The organism is Lapidilactobacillus dextrinicus DSM 20335, assembly GCF_001436095.1.
Classification (GTDB): Bacteria; Bacillota; Bacilli; order Lactobacillales; family Lactobacillaceae; genus Lapidilactobacillus; species Lapidilactobacillus dextrinicus.
The window spans coordinates 328,445-342,583 of record NZ_AYYK01000004.1; the positions used below are offsets into that span (position 1 = coordinate 328,445).

Consider the following 14,139-nt stretch of genomic DNA (forward strand, 5'->3'; position numbering starts at 1 on the left):
GGTATAAAAAATAGACAGTTTAACGACTTATCTAGGTCGAAACTATTGATTCTATAAACTTTTAGCTACCATTTTCTTGAAAACATCATCTATGTGTGGACTGTAAAAAGTGATTGTGGCTGTTGTTCTTGCCCCTGCACCTGCATTGATTGCCACATCGGTAACACCTCTACCCATTTCAACATCATTAATGACAATCGTTTTACCAAACGGCGTTCCGTTGTCATTAATAACTAATTTATAAACATTGATAGTGACACTACTTAATTTCATATGATTAGCCTCAATTTTCGGTACAAAAATAGCAACCAACTAATTAGCTGATTGCTTGTTAAATATCTTCTCGCGTGAATAATCACGGTGTAAGAAATCGTGTGGCTTAATAAACTCGCGTAATCGCTTCTGCTGACTGGCTAATAAAGATTTATAGTGTTGAATACCAGCTTCATCGCCTAGTGCTTTAGCAGCTTCAAGCTTTTTCTTGGTATCACGAATAGCACGCTCATAGCCACGTTGTTTAGCTTGTAACTCACCATTCTTAATCGCTTCATCTTCATCATATTGCGGTTGATTATTGGTGTTTAATTCCTCAATAAACGGATATAACACGTGCGTGCAGTTAATTCCTAGAACACCTGACGCTTCACCATAACCGTGATTATATATTGAATCATATTTCGGGTTATAATCCTTGCTGCTTGTTGGAACTAAATTAATAACTTTGCCTTGAATTGGTGCACAGGCTTCACGTGCGGCAGGGTGACTGCTCATTAAAGCAAGATGCGTGCCGTAATCTTCCATACGCTTTAAACGTAAATTATTGAACGTTCTGTGTGATGTTGACTGAATGACTGTTCGTGCATAGCCTTCAATCGACCGCCTACGACCAGCTTTATCAACTAACACAGGAATACCATTGCTAATCCACTTCTCGCACGTTTCGTTTAACGCTTGTTGATGAGTTTTGAGACCAGTCGAAGTTGCTATGGTAGTTTGCTTGACTATATTCTGGAACACTTGTACAGCCGAATTGTGAGCCGATGACGTGGTCAATAACGTTTGACTAACTGTGTTATCTAGATCATGCATGGTTTGATTGAGCTGAGAATTGATAATGTCTCTTGTATCATCGCCAACATCAACTTTTTTGTGCAATAAATCAGATAACTCCTGGTCAACTTCATCAACAATCTGAATACCGTTATCTTGAACTAAGTGTTCAATAGCTTCTTCGCTCTTATGAGTATATTTAGAAACTAATTGAATAACTTGCTTGTTAAGAACACCCATTTTAGATAACTGCTCTAACTGCCAAGCCAAGGCATTATCAGCGTCAACCGAATCATACTTTGTTGTCTTAATCGTTTTAAAGATCAAAGCATAAATGTCTTGTTCCATTTGAGCATAGATATCAATCGCTGAATTGGCGTCTTGTTGCATTGAGTTTGGTGTTATCATTCACCATCACCACCGCCATCTTTCGCTAATTGAGCGCCAAACATCGTATCTTCTGGTGCTTCATCTTGAATTAAAGCTAATTCTTTTTTAGCGTCATCCAGTGACATGCCATAATTGCGTACCAAAAATGTAGCTTTAGACATTGCACCAGCAGCTAGCGTCTTTAAATCTTCTTCAAGCTGTTTATCTTTATCAACGAACACGCCATCATCAAACTGACAAACAACATCGAGCGGCTTATTAACTAAATCATGTTCAAATAGGGGCTTGCCATCACTGAATAACTGACTTTGACCAGCTAATTCAACGATTGATGTGCATAATTCACCGATTGCCTTTTCAACCATCGTCAAATAGCTTGAGCGTGTTTGATAAGTCATTGAATTATCACTGACAACTTCGGTAGCAGTCTTTAATCCGGTTTCTGAATAAGAGAACGTGCCAACAGATAATCCAATCTGTGTCTCAAGCTCTTTCAAGAAGTGATTAAGTGCGTCAGTGTATTGCTGTGTCCGAATATCAGTCGTCATGTCCTTAACACCAACTGAACCAGCATCATCTGTTAACAGTGGCGCATAAACATTCTGCTCGGTATCAAAGACTGGTTTGTGTGCTGAATCATACTTCATCATTGAACGTGGCACAGCAATTCTGCGGCTTCCTAAGCGAACTTCCCACATGAATTGATCGTGCGTGTCGTTAATATCATCAAGAACGTGTTTAGCATTATCAACAATACCAACGCCGAGTGGACTATCTAACGTGATGTTATTAGCGCCAGGAGTTCTGAAATAAACGAATTGTGGGCGAACAAAGTTATCAATGACTACTTCTGGCTGTAAGTCTTTATAAGCATCTAAACGGCTTAAAGGAACTTGAGTGCCAACTTGAGACGCCATCTCGTTGCGGTAAAGCTCGTAAGTAATCACATAAACATCTTTTGACTCGCCTTTATCACCTTTGCGCTTATCCCATCGATGGAATTCTAGCAACGTGTAATAGGCATTGCGGTCATGTTCTGTAACCACTGTCTTACTAGCAATAGCTGCTTCTGAAATGTTGTTAGTGTTTGATTGCAACGGATAAAACTGATCAGCTCTAATCCAAGCAATCTTAATCTTATCATCACTAACATAAGGTCGCATGGCAAAACCACCCAGCGCAATGCCTTTCTCAAGCTGCTCTTCAAATTGATTTTTGAAGTCATTATCTAGCAATACTTCATTAATGAACTTATCAGCTTCTGGGTCATCTTGAATATGAATATTGGCTTTTTCGTTAAACACAATCGAGGCGATGCGACGTGCAGCCGTCTTAGTGATGTTCAGCTTATTCTTAACGCGGTCTTTCTTATCACCGTATGAGTTGAGATATTCTACTTTCTCGTCGGCATTGGTGTAATAATCAATATCTTTCTTTATACGTTCATATTCTTGTGGATCAATGCTGATACGACTGTCGTCAGTAATCTTGCTTAACGATTTTCCTAATCCGATATTCATCGCCCCCCTTCTAAATAACTTCTTAATACTGTCAATTAACGTCATCTATTCACCGCCTTTACCACTTCAAGCCAAGGTCTACTAGATTATCTAGAACCATGTACATAAATGCGTCGCATGTATGGTCATCAACCTTAATAACCTTTGGCTTGTCGGTCTTTAACGTCTTTTCATCCCATTGATACTTTTGATGTTCTGAAATAAATATCTTATTGGCTTCGTTATCAAGATAATAAAAACGCCCAGTGGCCAACAAGTCCTGAACGTGATCAATCATTTTTGTTTTCTCAACTTTATGGACATGGTGCCAATGCTCGCCAAATAGCCGGAAGTATTCGTGATCAATCGCAAAATCTGACGTGGCTTCATCAGCTGACTTTTGCCATGCTTTCTTGCCCCATTGTTTCTCACGACTAACTTCAAACTCATGCAGTTCCTTAGCAAGTTCACTAGGCGCTTTCTTAACTGCTTGGTGTTGTGGCGAATAGTAATAGGTATCTAGCAAGATAACTCGTCCTTTTTTCGTCAACGCATAACATGATTCAGTTGTTGCAGATACTTGCTGGCCACTATCTTGGCTAAAGTAAAGCGACTTAATCTCATCGTCATCTGGAAATGCAACCAACGGATGAAATAAGTTCATGTTGTAGATATTCGTACCTAAACCGACGACTTCGCCAAGGTATAGCCAGCGGTAATAGTCATAATCATTCTTTTTGTAAGATTCGATCAAGTCTAAGGTTTGCTGACTGGTAAACCCACGCACATCGCAGCGATAATCGCTTGTATCAATGAAGTAATTATCATCTGCGGTTACTTTATCCAGCCACTCGTTAATCCAATCATATGGATTCTTAGGCGGGTTATATGAATAGAACACCTTTACTTGTTTAGCATAGCTAGGCTTTTGCCGAATAAAGGTTGGATTAGCCTGGTCAAATACATCAGCGCTCTTCATATTAGCAGCTTCTTCGTACCAGACAGCAACAACGTTATCAACAATGTTTGATTTCAGTTTGTATGGATTATCAGCGCCATAGAAATAGAATGTGCTGCCACTTCGTTTGTGCTTGATTGTCAACGGTGACTTAAAGGCGATGAACTCGCTGTCCATATTTAGCATGTTCAAAGCCCATTGAATTTGGCTATAAACCGTATCGTGTAGGTCGGATTTATTAGCTAATACGCAAATGATATTAGCCTTGTATCCTTGCTGAATATACTTCTTCATCATCGTAACTAACTTCAAGCTGATCACAGACGATTTAAACGAGCCACGACCACCATTAGCAACAACATAAGGCTTATCTGTGTTCCACATCTTATTGAAGTGTGGATTAACCATATCTGACAGCCTTAATTTATTCGATGTCATCAATAATCACCGTCCGATCACCCTTGTCTGCTTCAGTTAATAGCTTGGCTTTATATGCAGCAATATCTGCTTCAGCATTGGCTTTTCTAATCTGCACTTCGGTCAATTTATCTGAGTCAGGATAACGTTTAAGTATTTCACGAATAGCAGAAATTCTTGTTTTAAAGTCAGCTTCTTTTTGAACTTCTTCAGCCCCGATTGGCGTACTAACAATCACCGTTTCCTTTATTTCACCACGAGCGATGCTAGATAGTAACTCAATCGCTTCTTTAGCACTCATAATCTTCTGTGATTCAAGCTCCTGCATACGTTCATCGATGTAGGATTTTATGCTCACATTTGCAACTAATTTATGTGCATTTCCTCTGGCATAAGCAGAGCTGTAACCAGCGTCAATCGCTGATTGTTCGGCGTTTCCACTCTTGATGTACTCATTAGCAAACTTACGCTGTTTTGGTGTTAATTTCCGATTCATTACATATCACCACACCTCCAAATTTAGGGTATAAAAAAGACACCAATTAAGGTGTCATTATGTATTGCAATATCAAAAGCCGGCGATTGGCTTTAACTAATTAATTGGAAGGAATTTGTACGACTTTGCCGAGCTTCTGATATTGCTTGTAGGTAAAAATATCCTCCTTCAGGAAGGAACTGTGCGTGATGGAATCGAACCATCAATCAACCACCAAGTCACACAACGAAGAAAAAGATCTTTCATTTTTATTTTTTGTTTTCTCTGATTGGAAGAACCACATGAAGCGGAATCGAACCGCTATTTAGCACCAGTCATGCAACGTGAAACTTATATTACTTGTTGGCCGACAACAAAGAATATAGTTTATTTTGTGAGCAGTAAGTTTCCCGCCTTATTGCTCTCCTTGTTCTTATCGATAATATCAATATAGCACGCTTTTTGAACCTAATCGCGGTATGAAAGCCGAACGTTTGCCACAAATCGCCGAATTACTTATAGACTAACAATTTGCCGTTCGGATAAGCTTCCGCAAACTCCAACAACCCCTTTCGCTTGAGGTAATCAATAGATTCTTCAGAATAGCTAATCTTCTTTGCAATCTGATAATACGTTAATGCTGGCTCACAAAAATACGAATAATATAATACCCAGTAGCTGTTTTTGCCAATAATCGACATCGCTTGTTGGCAATTATCAACTATCATTTCAGCGTCAATATGATTAACAATCTTGGTTTCGTTTCTATTTTCATAACTGGACGCTCTTGGCATACCATCGAATGTTGGCGATTGAATATCCGTTAATTTGCGTCCTGCCATTCGTGATAAACGGCGATATTGAGAGAGTATCTCACGCGCATTTTCTACGCATTTATCTGCATCAATTTCTGGTAATAAGCCCACTAAACCGCGCCCCTTATGCTATAATTGGTTTATTCTGATGAACCAATTAAGGCTGCCAGTGATGACGGTCTTTTTTTTTTGCTCTAATTCTTCAATTTCAATCTCAATTCGTGGCTCATTACTGTAATACTTGTCTATTTCTGCATGAACTATCTGATTGTCGTCTTCCCAGACAATACCTGTTAACGGATCAGTTACGCCTTTAAAGTAATTATCAACGTCTGGCTTCTGAACCGGTCTGATTACTCCCGCTTCTTTCAGCTCTTTCTGGCGCTTACTGCCGCTCTTTTGAATTGGTCGGTACACTTTTACCTTGCAAGCTAAAGCACCCTGTAACGGCTCACTATGCCACTGTGTGAGTGCTTGATATTTAACTAATGCTTTATAGGCTTTCGACTTTGGCGGGTCATATGTAGTAACAAAATTGCCACGCCTTGCAAATCTTGGCCTACCTTGGGGTTGCGGTTCTCCTACTATAACTAACTTAATCATTTCCGGTTATCTAACGCTTCCTTTAGTCCAGCTACTAATGCTGTTCCAAAAAACAATACGATTGGCGTCAGCACAGTAGCAATCAATGTTATTTTTAAACCAACATACATAATAATCAGTGCATATAAAGCTGTTGCACTAACTAATCCCAGTGTTTTCCTCATTTGAATTCCTCCTAACCTACTTTGGTAATGGAAATTGCGTATAACCATCATCATTGCTCGGTGTTACTTGTTGCTTGGCAATCAAACGATCTAAGTAGGTCTTAGCCTTTTGCAAGTCTTCCATGCCATTCTTCTCTTTATATCGTTCAAGATACTTTTCAACATTAGCAACCATGATAATATCTGCCGACTTACCCCACTTGTCGTACCAGTGTTCGATTAAATCACTTCCTGAAGTAGCATAATAATCTGGTTTTAAATTACTCATTCATTCTTCCTCCAATTTTCTGCCGCACATTGGGCAATAATTAATAGCAATTCCACTTTGATAACCAATGTCAGATAAGCCAATACCAACAGTCAATTCGTACCCACTATCTTGCCGCATTAGTCCCACAATAAGAGAACGTAAATGCTTGTCTTCAAAATCTGTCTCTTTGTACATAGTACGTTGCGAATTGTAAGCATACCTATCTCTAAATTTACAATATTCACATTCACTCATTTCTCCACCTCATATCCGTCTAACCAAGCACGTGCAACCTTGTCTTGATGATCTGCAATCCAATCACCAATTCTAGCTTCGTCTTCTTTTACATAATCAAAACCATTGTTTTCGAAATATAGAACATCTCGAAGATCAATATTGCTTCCTTTGCACAACTTGATAAAAGCAGCAACGTTATAAGGAATCACAGGTAACTTGGCGTACGTCTTCTTGAATACATCATCAGCGATAGGCCAATGTTCGCCATTGACCCCAGTCGCTATCCAATCGCCAGCGTGCAATTCCATAGGGCCTTCCAACGTTGGAATAAAATATTCATACGGTTTGTCGGTACCGATAATCGGTGGTATTTCAACGATGTTATATTCTATAACTTGTGCTGGCGAACCAATATACTGTTCGGCTTCAATCAGTGCTGTTTTACGATATTTCATCCGCTTCCTCCCAGCCATACGTCCAAGCATTTAACAAGTTTACAATTCGCGCATTACGGTCTGACTCAAGTGTTTCACTCATGATGTAGTAATATGTTGCACAACTTGTATCTTCAAGAGAAACTTCATAATAATCATCAAAACCAACATCAATATAGCCAATAAATTCAGCTAGCTCTTCAGCGACTGCTTTTGGTAGTTTAATCTTCATTGTCGTTAACCTCATCTCCAAGTAATTTTTCCTCAATGTGGAACATAGATTGATCGGTAAAACGTGTATGCTGTTCGATACTCTCTAACAAAAAGATTGCTTTCCTAAGTGCTACTCTAGTTCTGTAAAGTACAACAACGACCGTAACCAACAATGTTGCTAAGATTAGCTCCATCATTATTCTTCAACCTCCTGATAGTGCTGTATACGAACGCCGAAATAAACCTCGCTCATACCCATGTCGTGAAGCTCATAGTCAACTTTGTACCCAGCTTCTGCATAAGCCTCAACTAACTTAGTACGAAACAACGCAACATGGCTGTTAGATAGGTTATGCCGCTTGATAATATACTTAAGCTCGATGTCAGGCTGTCTAGAATAATTTGTAGCTTGACTAAGGTCCTCGTACACAGACACATCTACATACCCTTTCTTAAGTGCCGACGCTTCAATGCACTTGTCTAAGTATTGCTCCGCCTCTTCAATAGCCTTGTTAAGTTCTCCTTGATCCATGAGTTCATTTACTGTGTCTAAACTTAATACCATAGTTGGTCGCCTACTTTATATTGCTTCATTTGTTTTTCCTCCATTCGTGATACTCATCTGATAATCTGTCAAACTCTTTTACTGGCAATGTATGAATCGTTTTACCGCACTTAACTTCCACAATTTGTTCTATCCAACTAAAACGCCCTAATCCTGTTATATCTTCAAATTTGATAAATCTAGTCGTGTTGCCTACTTGCCACTCAAACGAATTAGAAACTCCGTTGATCGTGATTTTTCTTGCTGGCATTTACTCATCCTCCACTAATCTATTGGTGACCAGCAAACGTCAATCACGTGTGGATCAGTAGCAACTCGTTCGCATGCTCCACGTGCTTCATCAATATTGCGTACTGTTTTTGTGAAACTGTCAGTCAATCTTTCACCCATGTAAATTTGCGTATACGTTACTTTAATTTTCATCGTCTATTCCTCCAACAATTTCCAGATAGCAATAAATACAAGAACAATAGTTATAATCAGCGCAACAAGGGGCAACCAGTCGTTGAAAAATAACGTTGTAATCAGTATTATCACTGCAATTATTGCTGCTAGTTTCTCAAACATAGTCATTTCTTAGCACTTCATAAATCACTTGATTTTTCTCTTCGGTAGTCAGCCTACTGAATGGAATTAATATCTCTGATGGTGCATAACGGCCAACGGCTTGTAGTGAGCGAACCATATCATTGCTATGTCGTGCCATTGACTCTTTCAAGTATTCTCTAAACACACGTTGATTACCGTTCATTTCATCATTTCCTGCCAATTATTATTTGCGTAGTTAGCTGTTATCAGATCGCTTGTAGTGACATTCAGCTTGTCTGCCATTCTGTCGAGTGTTTCCAGCATGGTGCTATGATTGCCATTCATTATGCCAACTAGCGTTGTAGAACCTATTCCACAACGATCAGCTAATTCTGATAAGCTAAGTTTTGTGTGAGCGTATAAGCTAAGCACGTTATCTTGTAATATTTTCTGGCTGTTCATTGTTCTAGCTTGATCCTTTCCAATTTGTATCCTTTTTCCTCAATCCGTTTTTTCAAATTATCAAACGAATAATTATTTGGTTTATAACCAACGGCTTGAACAATAGTGGCTAAGGATACATGTTCGCTTACCACACCTTGACGGTCAGTAAGCTTGTACTTATGCTTTTTGTTGTTAGCAGGTATTAATCCAAGCCGATGCCTTGTTCTTAAAGCAACTGTGGTTGATCTTTTGATTTTATGATCAATTTCAACATCACTCAATCCTTGGTTGTATAGCTCAATCACCTTGTCGTCATATGGCTGTTTATGTGGTTTTCTTAGTTCACCGGTTGGATCAAACCAATAGCGAAGCTTGATAACTGTCGGGTCGGTATCAGGTATGTTATAAGCATCTTCATATTTGTCATACAAACCAGCCACCATGTCAGTAATCAATGTCATGCGATCACCTCTGTCTCTATTTAAGTTTTTCCTCTAGTCTTTTGCGTATCTTTTCAGCTTCATCAGCTGAAATTCTATTACTATGAGCAGTAACAGCTTGACCGCTCTGCTGCGCTTCTTTCTGTTCTTTTAACCAATCAGGCATAATACCAGCACGCTTCTGTGGTTTGTTATTGCCAAATTTATTAGCTTGATTATTCTCAAACTGTACGTCTTCGGCTTTCACTTGCTCCATAGTCTTGATGTTCTTAGCAAGCCATTTTTTCATAATTCCGAGTGCATAGCGGAATCCTTTTTGATCCCTAGCAGCTCGTTTCATGGCTTCTTCAACAATCTCAACGTTGCCATCAAAATCATCAAGCGAATACTCAAGATCCTGCTCAATAGTCGGATTCGTTAAACCAAAGTTTTTTTGATAGAATTCAGACAATTCTTGCAACGGAGTAGTCGCAGACGCGCCCTTTTCTGCTGCTGATGGTGTTGGTGATGGTTCTGATGATGGTGATGGTTGCAATATCGTATCGCTATTATATTGATACGGTATCGATAGGGTATTTCCATCAGGTAATTTAGTTTTTATAGGGTATCCAAGATCTTCACACTTCTTGATGACTTCTGATTCAAATTCAAGTGTTTTAACTTCTTTTAATTCCTTATCGATCACAGGGGCAACCTTAGGTGATCTTGCTGAATTATATTTCAGCCAATTAACAATCATAATTTCGTTATTTTTTGGATTAAAAGCAACTTTGCCATCACTTTGAAACTTTTCAATTGTTGTTTGAATATCTGATCGGCTAATTCCCGTTTCAAAAGTGGCATAGCGCCATGAAAAATCATATATACCGCATTGTGTGGTTCTATCATTTGTAAGCAGGTAGAACCATAATGCTTTTTCTGTTAGTGACAATTCTCCTATCCAATCGTCTTTCCAGATAGTTGTATGAACTTGTCTGTATATTGCCAATCACAGCACCTCCTATTCCACTAGATCGTCAATGCTGATAATTTCGTTTAATTGTTTTGTTTCCTTGCAATAATCACATTGCTCACAACGTTCTGGCTTAGTTTCGCCTTGTCGTACGCTCTCAACGCGTTCTTGATTGTCTGCGACAACTTGTTCGGCTTCTTCTAGACGATAGCTAGGAATGGATAATATCGCCTTATCAGGCACTTTTTGTTTGTCCACAGCAACGATATAAGGCTGACACCAAACACCAAACGTCTGATAAATCAGTTGCATGTATACCCACATTTGAAGCTGATAGTTATAATGAACCGCAAAAGACTGTTTCTCATGTTGTTCGCTATTCCAATAACTTTTATGAAGGTCTTGAGTGGTCTTTAAATCAATGAAGTAGCCACGATCTAAATTCAAGCAATCAATTTTGCCTTTCCACGCAACACCGTAAATATTGCCAGTGACGATTGCTTCTTTATCACCTTGATACAAACTACAAAACTTCTCGTCATTAGCTAACACATCAATCATTGCTTCAACACCTTTATACGCTGTTTTGAGTTGACCTTTTGTCTTTCCTTGACTGCTGATTAACTCTGATTGGTGTTGCTCAATAAAAGCTTCATGTGCTTCTTTACTCTCAAAATAGCTATGCAAGTAATTACCCATTAGCAATGCCACCTGATTTTCCGGTGGCTTCCATACGCCTAGCAACTCTGCTTGGGTCTTAGCTTCACATTCTAAAAACGACTTAAACAGTGTTGCTGATTGATACTGTAAATCTGTGTCACGATCATAATAGTTATCACTAGTAAGCTGGGTTTTCGAAGATATTTGTTGGGTCTGTTTTAGCGGCATCTTCATCAATCTCCCTTGCAATTTCTTCTGGATCAATCACTGTGTTTTCATCTTGAACTGGTTGAGCTTCTTTAATTTCAGGCTCTGTATCTTGTTCGATTAAATCGTCAATAGATTGTGCTTGTTTACTGTCCTCTTTGGCATTGATTGATCTAGGTTGTCGTGCTTCGTTTAAGTCTTTATCATCTTCGGTATATAAAGCACCCAATGTTTCTGGGAAAGCTTCACGTAATGCATTGACTAACGCTGTTTTTCTAATCATTGTTTTTGGCATGCTTTTCCAAGTTGATTGGCTTTTTGAAAACTCGTCAAGACCAATTTCAACGCGGATATTTTCATCACGATCATCGCGCATTACTTCTGCCCAACCGCCTACTAATTTATCTGAACTAAGACTAAATGCTCCCTTTTGATAAATAATCTCGTTATTTCGTTCAATAATAATGCCGGCTTTATATCCGCGATAATGGGCGTTGTTTTCTGCACGCTTCATGAAAGCTTCTTTTGAAGTAATAATCTGTGCTGGTGAGCTGCCGAACTTAACAAGGTATGCTTCATGTAAGAAAGGATTGAGCTTTTGATAGCGGCAAAGCTGAATAAACATCACAACTTCTTGATCACTAACTTTGCCATTACCACTTGTTAAATAATCTCTAACCATTTGACCTGATAAATTAACCTGCTCACCGTTTACTTCATAATTAATAGGTTTAGTCATTAAATCTGCCATTAGTTTTCATCCTCCATCAATTCGCAATTAACAAATAATTTAAAAAATTCAACTTCATTAATGCTGTCTAAAGTCATTAGTTTTCTGATAGTTTCGTCAACACCATATCTACCGAAATGTTGTATAAACCACGTTAAATCGTAGAAAAAGCTGTTGTTATCCATCCAGCTCCAAATATCATCGTTGCTATTGATTACACGGTCAGGCAGTTTAATATCGTTGTATTCGTAAACATTCCAATAAGATTGACCCGGAAGAATAATATCTCCATTCCAATCAGTTAATTGTTCTTCATCAGAAAACGCATGTATTGAACAATCTCTTGCAACTTGTTCATCGTAATTCCTCTGTGCTCGTGCTAACTCTTGCGAACTAATCATTTCCAACAACTCCAATCCGTGTTAGAATTAACGTATAAATAAATTTGTAATGCTTTAGATCACTCATTGCCGTGAGTGGTCTTTTTTTATGCTGTTTTTTCATTTTTAAACCACCTAGAAAATGTTTGAAGTAACAATCCAACTTAGAACTACCAACGTTGGAACTATGATAATTTCAGCTGCAATAAAGTTGCCCCAAAAATCATTGCCTAGTGCTAGATAATCTTTAATGCCGTTAACTAATTTCATTTCATTAACCCCTATTCATTAATTTTGCTTTTAGCAGCGTACCAACGTTCTGCTTTATCAACAGGTATCCGAATCACACGTCCGATTTGTTGACTTGGTAATGGTGGATTAGTGTATTTCTTCTTCGTCCAACGCCATACCTGCACTCGGGACACATTCCATTTATTGGAGAAATAATCGATTGTCTGTTTTTCAATCGGCAAGATAACTTTTTGTTTACGTTCTCGCTTTTTAGGCTTTTCCTTCTTTTTATAAACATTCGGAATGATTACTAGTCCATTGACTGGCTTTGTCTTCTCATCCATAATTTTTCTTTCCTTTCCGGTTCTACATAACCAGCATTGATGTAATACTTGCGTCGTTCTTTATAGACATCCCACAAATCGATATGCTGTTCTTCACAGATAAGAACCAGTAGTTTGTAATTCATTAGCAATGAATCCAATAACTCACAAGCCGAGTCATATAAATCCTTCTGCTCTGCATGAGTTAAATCACTTGATGCCAACAACTTTCTGACGTGATATTTGGAAAAAGCATCTACTTTTTCTTGTTCTTCAAACTCGGCAAAAGCTTCAACCGATAATGCATCTTCTTTGAATTTGTCACCATCCAGCATTCTGAATATCCCAAAGAATTGCGACGCTAAATCATTAGCAGTTGCGAAATCTTTAATTGCCTTACTTACTTCAACTGCATCATTAGCCTTTATATTCGAACCACCCCACCAGTTATAGATTGTCGATTTAGAATACTTATTATGTGTATCTGTCTGAACAACCTTAGGAGTGACGTTTAATCGCTTTTCGACTCTATGCAATGCTTTTGATATATCCATATGAACACGACCTATTTAAATTTTTAGTGTATTTATTCCAACTTGATTACGATTAGAATTAAAGATGTAAAACATGTTTGCATTAATATTAATTAAGCAAGTATCATTTTTTGTCTGATTAAGCTTTGATATTCGTAAAACAAATCTTGATATCTTGTCTCAACCATGTCGTCATCAAAAGGCAACATTTCAAAATTAACTTCATCAAAGCTTCTATGTTCTACGCTTGCAATCCATCTGATTTGATTTTCGCGTCCAATTATTCCTTTTCGCATTACTTGATCACCTCCTTGTCATCATCATTGCTTTTTAGCAACGTTGACTTAAAAATAAAAAGCTCACCAAAATCAGCTTCTTTTAGTCCAAATGCTGCCATCATTTTAGCAATGACATTACTTGATACTTCTGTTTCTTGATTCATCATTCTATAAATCGTAGATGGATTAACGCCCATAATTCTTGATAATCCAGTGATTGTCATACCTTTATTTTTTAATAACTCATGAAAATAGTCGTTTTTTAAAATTACTTTATTATCTTTAATAACTACCATCTGCATCACCTCTGTTTCTTTTTAACAATACTTATAATAAACTCTTCGTTGCTAAAAAGCAATAGTT

General features: G+C 38.2%; 28 protein-coding genes. All 28 read right to left on the bottom strand.

Annotation, left to right across the window (positions count from 1 at the left end; all coding sequences use genetic code 11):
- Nucleotides 1–51: 51 nt before the first annotated feature.
- The gene (locus tag FC84_RS03755) at nt 52–273 is read right to left on the bottom strand and encodes a hypothetical protein (RefSeq protein WP_057755687.1); all 222 of its coding nucleotides are present in this window, start codon (nt 271–273) and stop codon (nt 52–54) included.
- Between the two features lie 39 nt (nt 274–312).
- The gene (locus FC84_RS03760) at nt 313–1,458 is read right to left on the bottom strand and encodes a phage minor capsid protein (RefSeq protein WP_057755690.1); all 1,146 of its coding nucleotides are present in this window, start codon (nt 1,456–1,458) and stop codon (nt 313–315) included.
- A complete protein-coding gene (locus tag FC84_RS03765; protein ID WP_057755692.1) occupies nt 1,455–3,005 on the bottom strand; it encodes a phage portal protein in 1,551 nt (516 codons plus the stop codon). The genes FC84_RS03760 and FC84_RS03765 overlap by 4 nt, the downstream gene beginning before the upstream one ends.
- Nucleotides 3,006–3,018: 13 nt before the next feature.
- A complete protein-coding gene (locus FC84_RS03770; protein ID WP_057755695.1) occupies nt 3,019–4,335 on the bottom strand; it encodes a PBSX family phage terminase large subunit in 1,317 nt (438 codons plus the stop codon).
- The gene (locus FC84_RS03775) at nt 4,322–4,810 is read right to left on the bottom strand and encodes a terminase small subunit (RefSeq protein WP_057755698.1); all 489 of its coding nucleotides are present in this window, start codon (nt 4,808–4,810) and stop codon (nt 4,322–4,324) included. Before FC84_RS03775 ends, FC84_RS03770 begins: the two co-directional genes overlap by 14 nt.
- Nucleotides 4,811–5,301: 491 nt before the next feature.
- The gene (locus FC84_RS03780; RefSeq protein WP_057755702.1) at nt 5,302–5,715 is read right to left on the bottom strand and encodes an ArpU family phage packaging/lysis transcriptional regulator; all 414 of its coding nucleotides are present in this window, start codon (nt 5,713–5,715) and stop codon (nt 5,302–5,304) included.
- A gap of 18 nt (nt 5,716–5,733) precedes the next feature.
- Nucleotides 5,734–6,207 (bottom strand): RusA family crossover junction endodeoxyribonuclease, encoded by a 474-nt coding sequence (locus FC84_RS03785; RefSeq protein ID WP_057755704.1) that lies wholly within the window; start codon nt 6,205–6,207, stop codon nt 5,734–5,736.
- Entirely contained in the window at nt 6,204–6,371 is a 168-nt protein-coding gene (locus FC84_RS08950) for a hypothetical protein (protein WP_157051848.1), read from the bottom strand. Before FC84_RS08950 ends, FC84_RS03785 begins: the two co-directional genes overlap by 4 nt.
- A gap of 16 nt (nt 6,372–6,387) precedes the next feature.
- Entirely contained in the window at nt 6,388–6,639 is a 252-nt protein-coding gene (locus FC84_RS03790; RefSeq protein ID WP_057755705.1) for a DUF3310 domain-containing protein, read from the bottom strand.
- Entirely contained in the window at nt 6,640–6,876 is a 237-nt protein-coding gene (locus FC84_RS03795) for a hypothetical protein (protein WP_057755707.1), read from the bottom strand.
- Nucleotides 6,873–7,313, bottom strand: a complete 441-nt coding sequence (locus FC84_RS08860; RefSeq protein WP_083479518.1) for a DUF1642 domain-containing protein — start codon at nt 7,311–7,313, stop codon at nt 6,873–6,875. The genes FC84_RS03795 and FC84_RS08860 overlap by 4 nt, the downstream gene beginning before the upstream one ends.
- On the bottom strand, nt 7,300–7,524 hold the full coding sequence (locus FC84_RS03805; protein ID WP_057755709.1) for a hypothetical protein: 225 nt from the start codon (nt 7,522–7,524) through the stop codon (nt 7,300–7,302). The genes FC84_RS08860 and FC84_RS03805 overlap by 14 nt, the downstream gene beginning before the upstream one ends.
- Nucleotides 7,514–7,702: a hypothetical protein gene (locus tag FC84_RS03810; RefSeq protein WP_057755716.1), complete on the bottom strand. Its 189-nt coding sequence runs from the start codon at nt 7,700–7,702 to the stop codon at nt 7,514–7,516. Before FC84_RS03810 ends, FC84_RS03805 begins: the two co-directional genes overlap by 11 nt.
- Nucleotides 7,702–8,070 carry a hypothetical protein gene (locus FC84_RS03815; protein ID WP_057755718.1) on the bottom strand — a complete coding sequence of 123 codons (369 nt, stop codon included), beginning with the start codon at nt 8,068–8,070 and terminating at the stop codon, nt 7,702–7,704. The genes FC84_RS03810 and FC84_RS03815 overlap by 1 nt, the downstream gene beginning before the upstream one ends.
- A gap of 25 nt (nt 8,071–8,095) precedes the next feature.
- Nucleotides 8,096–8,320 (bottom strand): hypothetical protein, encoded by a 225-nt coding sequence (locus FC84_RS03820; RefSeq protein WP_057755720.1) that lies wholly within the window; start codon nt 8,318–8,320, stop codon nt 8,096–8,098.
- 14 nt (nt 8,321–8,334) lie between these two features.
- Nucleotides 8,335–8,493, bottom strand: a complete 159-nt coding sequence (locus tag FC84_RS08955; protein WP_157051850.1) for a hypothetical protein — start codon at nt 8,491–8,493, stop codon at nt 8,335–8,337.
- Nucleotides 8,494–8,629: 136 nt separating this feature from the next.
- Nucleotides 8,630–8,821: a hypothetical protein gene (locus FC84_RS03825; RefSeq protein WP_057755723.1), complete on the bottom strand. Its 192-nt coding sequence runs from the start codon at nt 8,819–8,821 to the stop codon at nt 8,630–8,632.
- Nucleotides 8,818–9,060, bottom strand: coding sequence for a helix-turn-helix domain-containing protein (locus FC84_RS09195; protein WP_057755725.1), 243 nt, complete (start codon nt 9,058–9,060; stop codon nt 8,818–8,820). Before FC84_RS09195 ends, FC84_RS03825 begins: the two co-directional genes overlap by 4 nt.
- Nucleotides 9,057–9,503 carry a hypothetical protein gene (locus tag FC84_RS03835; protein ID WP_057755727.1) on the bottom strand — a complete coding sequence of 149 codons (447 nt, stop codon included), beginning with the start codon at nt 9,501–9,503 and terminating at the stop codon, nt 9,057–9,059. The genes FC84_RS09195 and FC84_RS03835 overlap by 4 nt, the downstream gene beginning before the upstream one ends.
- A gap of 16 nt (nt 9,504–9,519) precedes the next feature.
- Nucleotides 9,520–10,470: a DnaD domain-containing protein gene (locus tag FC84_RS03840; protein WP_057755729.1), complete on the bottom strand. Its 951-nt coding sequence runs from the start codon at nt 10,468–10,470 to the stop codon at nt 9,520–9,522.
- 12 nt (nt 10,471–10,482) lie between these two features.
- Entirely contained in the window at nt 10,483–11,322 is an 840-nt protein-coding gene (locus tag FC84_RS03845) for a PD-(D/E)XK nuclease-like domain-containing protein (RefSeq protein ID WP_057755730.1), read from the bottom strand.
- The gene (gene bet / locus FC84_RS03850; protein WP_057755731.1) at nt 11,273–12,052 is read right to left on the bottom strand and encodes a phage recombination protein Bet; all 780 of its coding nucleotides are present in this window, start codon (nt 12,050–12,052) and stop codon (nt 11,273–11,275) included. The genes FC84_RS03845 and bet overlap by 50 nt, the downstream gene beginning before the upstream one ends.
- Nucleotides 12,052–12,432, bottom strand: coding sequence for a hypothetical protein (locus FC84_RS03855; protein WP_057755733.1), 381 nt, complete (start codon nt 12,430–12,432; stop codon nt 12,052–12,054). Before FC84_RS03855 ends, bet begins: the two co-directional genes overlap by 1 nt.
- A 114-nt stretch (nt 12,433–12,546) precedes the next feature.
- Nucleotides 12,547–12,681 (bottom strand): hypothetical protein, encoded by a 135-nt coding sequence (locus FC84_RS09130; protein WP_263970765.1) that lies wholly within the window; start codon nt 12,679–12,681, stop codon nt 12,547–12,549.
- Nucleotides 12,682–12,692: 11 nt separating this feature from the next.
- Nucleotides 12,693–12,986, bottom strand: coding sequence for a hypothetical protein (locus FC84_RS03860; RefSeq protein ID WP_057755735.1), 294 nt, complete (start codon nt 12,984–12,986; stop codon nt 12,693–12,695).
- Entirely contained in the window at nt 12,953–13,519 is a 567-nt protein-coding gene (locus FC84_RS03865) for a hypothetical protein (RefSeq protein WP_057755737.1), read from the bottom strand. Before FC84_RS03865 ends, FC84_RS03860 begins: the two co-directional genes overlap by 34 nt.
- A 92-nt stretch (nt 13,520–13,611) precedes the next feature.
- A complete protein-coding gene (locus FC84_RS03870; protein ID WP_057755738.1) occupies nt 13,612–13,794 on the bottom strand; it encodes a hypothetical protein in 183 nt (60 codons plus the stop codon).
- Nucleotides 13,794–14,072: a helix-turn-helix domain-containing protein gene (locus FC84_RS03875; protein WP_057755739.1), complete on the bottom strand. Its 279-nt coding sequence runs from the start codon at nt 14,070–14,072 to the stop codon at nt 13,794–13,796. The genes FC84_RS03870 and FC84_RS03875 overlap by 1 nt, the downstream gene beginning before the upstream one ends.
- Nucleotides 14,073–14,139 lie beyond the last annotated feature (67 nt).

Coding starts and splice junctions, on each gene's coding strand:
- FC84_RS03755 (WP_057755687.1), bottom strand. CDS start 273: ATGAAATTAAGTAGTGTCACTATCAATGTTTATAAATTAGTTATTAAT.
- FC84_RS03760 (WP_057755690.1), bottom strand. CDS start 1,458: ATGATAACACCAAACTCAATGCAACAAGACGCCAATTCAGCGATTGAT.
- FC84_RS03765 (WP_057755692.1), bottom strand. CDS start 3,005: ATGACGTTAATTGACAGTATTAAGAAGTTATTTAGAAGGGGGGCGATG.
- FC84_RS03770 (WP_057755695.1), bottom strand. CDS start 4,335: ATGACATCGAATAAATTAAGGCTGTCAGATATGGTTAATCCACACTTC.
- FC84_RS03775 (WP_057755698.1), bottom strand. CDS start 4,810: ATGAATCGGAAATTAACACCAAAACAGCGTAAGTTTGCTAATGAGTAC.
- FC84_RS03785 (WP_057755704.1), bottom strand. CDS start 6,207: ATGATTAAGTTAGTTATAGTAGGAGAACCGCAACCCCAAGGTAGGCCA.
- FC84_RS08950 (WP_157051848.1), bottom strand. CDS start 6,371: ATGAGGAAAACACTGGGATTAGTTAGTGCAACAGCTTTATATGCACTG.
- FC84_RS03790 (WP_057755705.1), bottom strand. CDS start 6,639: ATGAGTAATTTAAAACCAGATTATTATGCTACTTCAGGAAGTGATTTA.
- FC84_RS03795 (WP_057755707.1), bottom strand. CDS start 6,876: ATGAGTGAATGTGAATATTGTAAATTTAGAGATAGGTATGCTTACAAT.
- FC84_RS08860 (WP_083479518.1), bottom strand. CDS start 7,313: ATGAAATATCGTAAAACAGCACTGATTGAAGCCGAACAGTATATTGGT.
- FC84_RS03805 (WP_057755709.1), bottom strand. CDS start 7,524: ATGAAGATTAAACTACCAAAAGCAGTCGCTGAAGAGCTAGCTGAATTT.
- FC84_RS03810 (WP_057755716.1), bottom strand. CDS start 7,702: ATGATGGAGCTAATCTTAGCAACATTGTTGGTTACGGTCGTTGTTGTA.
- FC84_RS03815 (WP_057755718.1), bottom strand. CDS start 8,070: ATGGTATTAAGTTTAGACACAGTAAATGAACTCATGGATCAAGGAGAA.
- FC84_RS03820 (WP_057755720.1), bottom strand. CDS start 8,320: ATGCCAGCAAGAAAAATCACGATCAACGGAGTTTCTAATTCGTTTGAG.
- FC84_RS08955 (WP_157051850.1), bottom strand. CDS start 8,493: ATGAAAATTAAAGTAACGTATACGCAAATTTACATGGGTGAAAGATTG.
- FC84_RS03825 (WP_057755723.1), bottom strand. CDS start 8,821: ATGAACGGTAATCAACGTGTGTTTAGAGAATACTTGAAAGAGTCAATG.
- FC84_RS09195 (WP_057755725.1), bottom strand. CDS start 9,060: ATGAACAGCCAGAAAATATTACAAGATAACGTGCTTAGCTTATACGCT.
- FC84_RS03835 (WP_057755727.1), bottom strand. CDS start 9,503: ATGACATTGATTACTGACATGGTGGCTGGTTTGTATGACAAATATGAA.
- FC84_RS03845 (WP_057755730.1), bottom strand. CDS start 11,322: ATGCCGCTAAAACAGACCCAACAAATATCTTCGAAAACCCAGCTTACT.
- bet (WP_057755731.1), bottom strand. CDS start 12,052: ATGGCAGATTTAATGACTAAACCTATTAATTATGAAGTAAACGGTGAG.
- FC84_RS03855 (WP_057755733.1), bottom strand. CDS start 12,432: ATGATTAGTTCGCAAGAGTTAGCACGAGCACAGAGGAATTACGATGAA.
- FC84_RS09130 (WP_263970765.1), bottom strand. CDS start 12,681: ATGAAATTAGTTAACGGCATTAAAGATTATCTAGCACTAGGCAATGAT.
- FC84_RS03860 (WP_057755735.1), bottom strand. CDS start 12,986: ATGGATGAGAAGACAAAGCCAGTCAATGGACTAGTAATCATTCCGAAT.
- FC84_RS03865 (WP_057755737.1), bottom strand. CDS start 13,519: ATGGATATATCAAAAGCATTGCATAGAGTCGAAAAGCGATTAAACGTC.
- FC84_RS03870 (WP_057755738.1), bottom strand. CDS start 13,794: ATGCGAAAAGGAATAATTGGACGCGAAAATCAAATCAGATGGATTGCA.
- FC84_RS03875 (WP_057755739.1), bottom strand. CDS start 14,072: ATGGTAGTTATTAAAGATAATAAAGTAATTTTAAAAAACGACTATTTT.